Source organism: Mycobacteriales bacterium (genome assembly GCA_030697205.1).
Classification (GTDB): domain Bacteria; phylum Actinomycetota; class Actinomycetes; order Mycobacteriales; family SCTD01; genus JAUYQP01.
The window spans coordinates 1-6,598 of record JAUYQP010000033.1 but is presented as its reverse complement, the minus strand read 5'-3'; the positions used below and the strand labels follow the sequence as shown (position 1 = coordinate 6,598).

Below are 6,598 nucleotides of genomic sequence, written 5' to 3'. Positions count from 1 at the left end.
GCAAGCCCGGGCCGAAGGATCGGCCTACGCACATGTGCACCCACCATGGACCGAACTGGTCGCACAACTCCGAGGCATGCCGAAATCTTCACCCACCATCTGCGGAGGCGACGTCAGCCTCGGCGCCCACCTCGGCGGACGCCCCCTCAACTCCGCTGACGCGGAATCCGTACATGGGAGCCGGACGCGGTCGCGGGCGCGGCGGCTTCTCGCCACGCTCCTTCCCAAGCCCCCCACCTGGTGGACCGTCAGTGCAAGGCAGCGCGCCACCGAGGGGCGCACCACATCAAGGCGCCTCAAGCAACCCCAGCATCCAGCCGAAAAACTAGGAGTCGGGGCGCTGTCGACTGGAGACAGTGCCCCTAACGCGGAGGACCCGCCTGTGGATCGCGGCGCCACGCCGCAGGCGGCAGGAACATCAGTGGCTCCAACATCGGCGTCGACGAGTGGATTGAGGACACCGTCGGCACCTTCCCGGCCATCGCAGCCGCCCCCCGCGGCGTCCGCACCTGCGGCAACATCAGCGGCAACATCGGCGGCCACATCTGCATCGGCAGACGGCACACACCCAGGGCCGCCACTCAGTCGGGACATGCAAGTCCGGGACCCCCTAGTGTCATGTAAGATCAACCGTCGGCGGCTGCGCTACGTCCTGGTCGACAGCGGCGCGCCAACGTGCATCACCTGGGACACGCTGTGGCACCTCTACCTGTCGGCACCACCCGCGCTGGAGCCGCCGGAGAAGGAGCTCAAGGACTTCAACGGCCGCGTCGTCCCCTGTCGCGGCATGGTCACACTGACATTCTCCTGCGGTGACTGGGTCGAGGAGAACATCAAGGTCTACGTCGTGGGCAACGCACCGTCGTCCTTCGTCATCGGCAACGACCTGCTCGCCCTCGCCGGCTCCACCAAGATCGACTGGGACAACCAGAAGATTACCTTCGGCACCCACGCCCAGGTGGACTTCGACAAGTTCAGCGCGCGCACGCTGATCACCCACTACACGGCTAACGTCAGCACCCAGAGGATCAGCACTCACGTCCTGCGAACAGTCACGCTGCCACCATGGACGGCGAATTACGTGCAAGTCTATCACGCTGGCGATGATCCCCGGGTCGAGCGCTCCTACTACGGCGACACGCGGATGCACTTCGACCCGGACGCGCACTTCATGGAGCGGCACAGCGCCTACATCGAGGCGGGCCTCCAGGACGCATCCAGCTACACGTCTGCAGTGTTCGTCAGCAACTTCTCGGACAAGGCCCAGCGCCTCCACGCGGGCGACGTACTCGGCCAGCTCGACGTGGTCACCGAGACGAAGGAGCTGCTCGAGATCAACTTCGACGACATCGCCAAGTTGTTGACGCCGACCGAGGTTCCCTCAGCGCGTCCCTCGGACGGCACAAGCGCTTCCGTCTCTACGTCAGCGCCAGGTGAGCGGCGCGCGGCAACCGTCGGTGAGAAGGACCGTACCGCCGACGACATCGCCGAGCCGCCACTCGGACCGAGCAAGGCGGAGGTGAAGTTCGACATCAACCCCGACCTTCCCGAGGCGGAGAAGGCGCGTATCTACGCGCTCTTGCTGGACGCCCTCAAGCTCGCGCCGGCTGACAGCGTTGGCAAGAGCAAGGCGCCGCCTATGGAGATCAAGCTCAAGCCCGGCGCCGTCATCAACAACCGCAGCTACCCGCAGCGCCTCGAGGCGCAGCTGGAGATGCTCAAGATCGCCGCGAAGATGCACGCGGGCGGCGTGCTGCGGCCCTCGGTCTCGCCGTATAACTCCCCAGTGGTTCTCGCGCGCAAGGCTGACGGCACGTGGCGCTTCTGCGTGGACTACCGCCAGGTCAACGCCGCCACCATCCGCGATGCGTACCAGCTGCCGCGCCCTAACGACTTGCTCGCCCGGCTCGGCGGTGCGTCCATCTTCTCGGTGCTCGACCTCGCCTCGGCCTTCTGGCAGGTGCGCCTCGCCGAGGAGGCCAAGCAGTTCACCGCCTTCTCGCTGCTCTCTGGCCACTGGGAGTTCGAGATGGTCCCGATGGGCCTGACCAACTCGCCGCCGTGGATGCAGCGCTCGCTCGAGGGCGCGCTCGGCGACATCCTCTACCGCGGCGCCCTCGCCTACATCGACGATATCATCGTGTACGGCCGCACCTTCGATGAGCACTACGCGCGGCTCGAAGTTGTGCTCACGCGACTTCGCGACTACGGCTTCAGCACTCGGCCGGACAAGTGCAAGTTCGGCTACGAGGAGGTGAAGTTCCTTGGCCACCTCGTCGGCAAGGACGGCCTGCGCCCCTCGCTGAAGAACCTCGACAAGATCCGCGACTGCAAGCTGCCCACCGACAACAAGCAACTCGAGTCGTGTCTCGCTCTGTTCAGCTACTACCGGCGGTTCATCAAGAACTACGCGGACATTTCGCGCCCGCTCACCGAGTGCCTGACGGCGGCGCAGCGGCGCATCGAGGCGGCGGGGCGGAATCCGCGGCGCGGCAAGATCGATCTCGTCCTCACCCCTCGCGAGGCGGAGCACTTCGAGCGGCTCAAGGCGGCTCTCTGCGCACCGGGCAACCTGCTCGCGCTGCCCAACTTCGACGAGGTCTTCGTGCTCGAGACGGACGCGTCGGACTTCTTCGGCCACGCCACGCTCTCTCAGTATGACAAGGAGCGCAAGCTGCGCCCGATCGAGTTCCACAGCTTCCGCATCCCGAGCACCATCGCCAAGGGCGTCACCTACGAGCGGGAGCTGCACGGCGTCATGGAGGGCGTGCGCCACTTCTCGCACTACCTCGACTTCAGCCAGGAGTTCGAGGTTCGGATCGACCACCGCTCACTTCAACATCTGCACGACCAGGCGGCCGTCCACGCCAAGTACGCGCGTCACGTGCAAGTCCTCGGCGTGTACAACATCCGCTGGGTGCACCAGCCGGCGGCGCAACATCGCCACATCGACGCCTTCACTCGGCCGCCGTTCACCCCGTCGCCCGAGGAGCTCGCCGCGGACCCCGCGCTCATGGGCGACTTCCTCGACCGCGACCCTCACCTACGCCTTCGCCGCTGCGCGATCTGCGAGGCGAACGGCGCCGATCCGCTCAAGTGTCGCCTGCCTATTCCGGGCAAGGACGTCTTCGATCGCCAAGTCGAGTCAATCGCTGCGGCGGTCCTCGTCTCGGCCACCGGCGGCAAGGCGGAGCGGCGCCCGCTGCCCCTCTCGATCGCGGAGGTGCAGAAACATCAGCGCGCCGACTCGTACCTGGGCGAGATCTTCGAGGTGCTGAAGACGGACCCCGCCAAGCGCCTCGCCGACATCAACCCGGAGGTGCGCAACGCCTCCGACAACTACCTGCTCGCGGAGAACGGCCTGCTCTACTTCGTCAGCGCTCCGCAACGCGCCAAGCGCCGCACCGGCGTCCTCCTTCCCGATTCGGACACCGAGCTGCCTCTCGCCGTGCCGCCGACGCTCGTGCCGCAGTTCCTCGCGGCCTACCACTCGGACGCCACCGCGGGACACCTCGGCTTCAAGAAGGCGCTCCCGCGCCTCGCCCGCGACTGCCACTGGCATCGCATGGCCACCGACCTCTACGACTTCGAGCACAAGTGCGAGTCCTGCATGCGCGGCAAGGTTCCTCGGCGCGGCCCGGTCGGCAAGCTCCACCCCATCTCCGTCGCCGGCGTGTTCGACATGCTCGGCATGGACATCCTCGGCCCGCTGCCGCGCACTCGGCGTGGCTACGCCTACGTCATCGTCTTCATGGACTACGCTTCGCGCTACGCCGTGCTGCAGCCGCTGCGCACCCAGACCGCCGCCGAGGTCGCTCGCGTCTTTGTCAAGCGCATCTGCCTCGAGCGCGCAGCGCCGCGACGGCTTCTCTCCGATCTCGGCTCCGCCTTCGTCGGCCAGCTCATGACGGAGGTCTACCGCGTCTTCGGCGTGCACAAGGTCAACACCACCGCGTACCACCCTCAGACGGACGGCATGGTCGAGCGGTTCAATCACACGCTCGTCGCCATGCTCGCCCACTACGTCGGCTCCGAGCTCGACGACTGGGACGAGTACCTCCCCGCGGTGCAGTTCGCCTACAACACCTCGCGCCACGCCACCACCGGCCACGTCCCCCACGACGTGATGTACACCTGGCCAGCCCTCTCGCCGGCGATGGCGACGCTCGCTGCGCCACTGCCGGGCGCGGATCCGAGCCGCCTGCTGGAGAAGTCGAAGGCGCACCACGAGGCGACCCTGGCGCTCATCCAGAAGATCGACGCCGAGGCGAAGAAGCGCGCCGCCGTGCGCCACGACGCCAACTCGACGCCGCTGGTGTTCGCCGTCGGCCAGTTCGTCTTCCGCAAGAACGAGCGGCCGCGCAACAAGCTCGACGAGCGCCTGCTCGGCCCCTACGTGGTGGTCGATGCCGACGTCGCGACAGACACCTACAAGATCCGCCCCGCGCGCGACTCGAACGGGCACGTCGACAAGGTGCACGTGGAGAAGCTCTACCCCACCCTGATCGACTACGACCCCACGGAGGTCGACCTGCACGAGGACGACGCCTCCGACGCCAGCGAGGCCGACTTCGAGCCCTCCGACGGCGAGGACGCGGACGACTTCACTTTGGCACGCGCGCCACGCGCGTCGCGACGCCCCGCTCCCTCAGCATCGGCGCCGCCATCGGCAGCACCTGCTGCGCCAGCGCCGCGGCCACCGCCTGCACCGGCGCCCAGCACTTCGACGTCTGCGGCGGACCAGCACTCGGCGGCCACTCGCGGCTCGGGCCTGCAGCAACAGCTGCGCGAGTTGCGCAACGAGGTCACCGAGCTCCCGCCGGACAAGCCCGTCGCGCCCGCGCTGCTCAAGGCGATCAAGCTCACGCTCGAGAACACCTTCCCAGCGGGCGGTCGCGACATGAAGGACATCCGCGTCGATCTCCGCCGCGTGCACACGCATGCGGAGCTGCTGGCGCTCATCAACGCGTGGTGTCAGCGCTACCACGACGTCTAGGGCGACGTCAACGAACTCGCCATCAATTACAACTTAATCATCAATATCTGCGACAAGATCAGCACGACGGAGTCTGTGCTCATCAAAACCGGGGGTGATGTGAGGCCAGCACACGCTGTGCCGCCTCACTATACGCTGTAACGGCCGTCGTCAATACACGGCAGCGCCACGGGTCGCTCCCGGCAGTGCCAAGCCCCTTACTCCTGTCGCAACCCGCTCCAAGACGAGCTAGCGCCGAACTAGGCGCCCCCCGAGCTGCAGCGCACACGGCCAGTGCCCAGCTCCAACAGCGACGCGCAGCTCCGTGCTGTCGTCGCGATCGCTCGGATCGCCATCGAAGGTGACACAGACGAGCCAGCGGAACGGGTGCCCTCCCTCAATGCACCCCACGCCCATATCGGGACATTCACTCCCGCCACCGAGGAGCTCGTCGAAGAAGGCGAGCGCGGAGCACAACGAGGTGCCTATCACAGCCCTCGGCTCCTTATTAGTCCCCACACGGGCAGACGTGTCATGTGTGGGCGGCGCCTACGCGGTGCCTGCTGGGGCCACCCAGTAAGAGCAACGACGCAAGCGCCACGCGGGACTAGCTACCCCGCTGTCGGTGTGCGCGTCTAGCTCGCGGCTATGTGACGGAGTTGACGGAGCGACGAGTGCCTAGTGCAGGGTCACGCATCGGTGTGATCGGCACACTCACGCGAGTACTACGACTCACACCGGTGCGAGCACGCACCGCCCGACGCCTGCGTGGCGATCGGAGCGTGTGTGTGCCGTGCAGCATCGCCTGCGTGGCGTTGCCGAGGTGATCGCGGTGCGAGTGCGGGTTATTGCACGGGTCGGGCGATTGGATCGTTCCACCACGCCGCCTGCGGGCGAGTGGCTGGGCGCCATCGGCCTTCCTGACGATAGGCACGCACGCGGTAACGCCTGCGCGGCGAAGCCGAGGTGCATGGGTATGCCTTGGTGTTATTGCACGGATCGGTCAACGCGTTGACCGACATTCCTCGCCTCCTGCGTGGCGGCGAGATGCTCGGCGGCGCTGCGGCTGCGTGCCACACGGTGGGCACAGGTCCGGGACGTGACGCGCCATGGTCGCGCTCCTTCGCATAGACACGGGTATCGGTCGAGTGTGAGTTGACTTACGGTTGACCTCCTTACTGCGACGACCTCGCGACACCAGGCCCCCAGCGCCGCGCTACCGGACACGCGCATGCCTATAACTAGTACCGCATGTGGTACTACACGCTCGCGCCGCGACCGGACGACAGCGGGGCGACCGAAGGTGGCGACTCCTGCTTGGCCATCACTTGGCCACGTCCTAGGCCGAGGTACCCTCGAGCCTCGCGAGCGCCGAGCTGGCCGTGACCCTCGCGGTCGACGGCAAGGTATCCCGAAGCTACATCATCGGGCATACGCCCGTGCTGACTACACCTTATAGGGCACAGGTACCCGTCGGCTCCCGACGATCTCGAGGCCATCCCGAAGGCGACCACTGAGGTGCTCGCAAGGCCGGCCGTATCGGGAAGCCAGATTCTCCACGGGGTGGTCACCACCAAATTTAGCGGATTTCGACCCGATGGGTCGAAGGCTTTGTAAGGGTTG

General features: G+C 66.6%; 1 protein-coding gene. It reads left to right on the top strand.

The window, feature by feature from the left end; all coding sequences use genetic code 11:
- Positions 1-847 precede the first annotated feature (847 nt).
- The gene (locus Q8R60_10675) at positions 848-4,996 is read left to right on the top strand and encodes a reverse transcriptase domain-containing protein (GenBank protein ID MDP3712930.1); all 4,149 of its coding nucleotides are present in this window, start codon (positions 848-850) and stop codon (positions 4,994-4,996) included.
- Positions 4,997-6,598 lie beyond the last annotated feature (1,602 nt).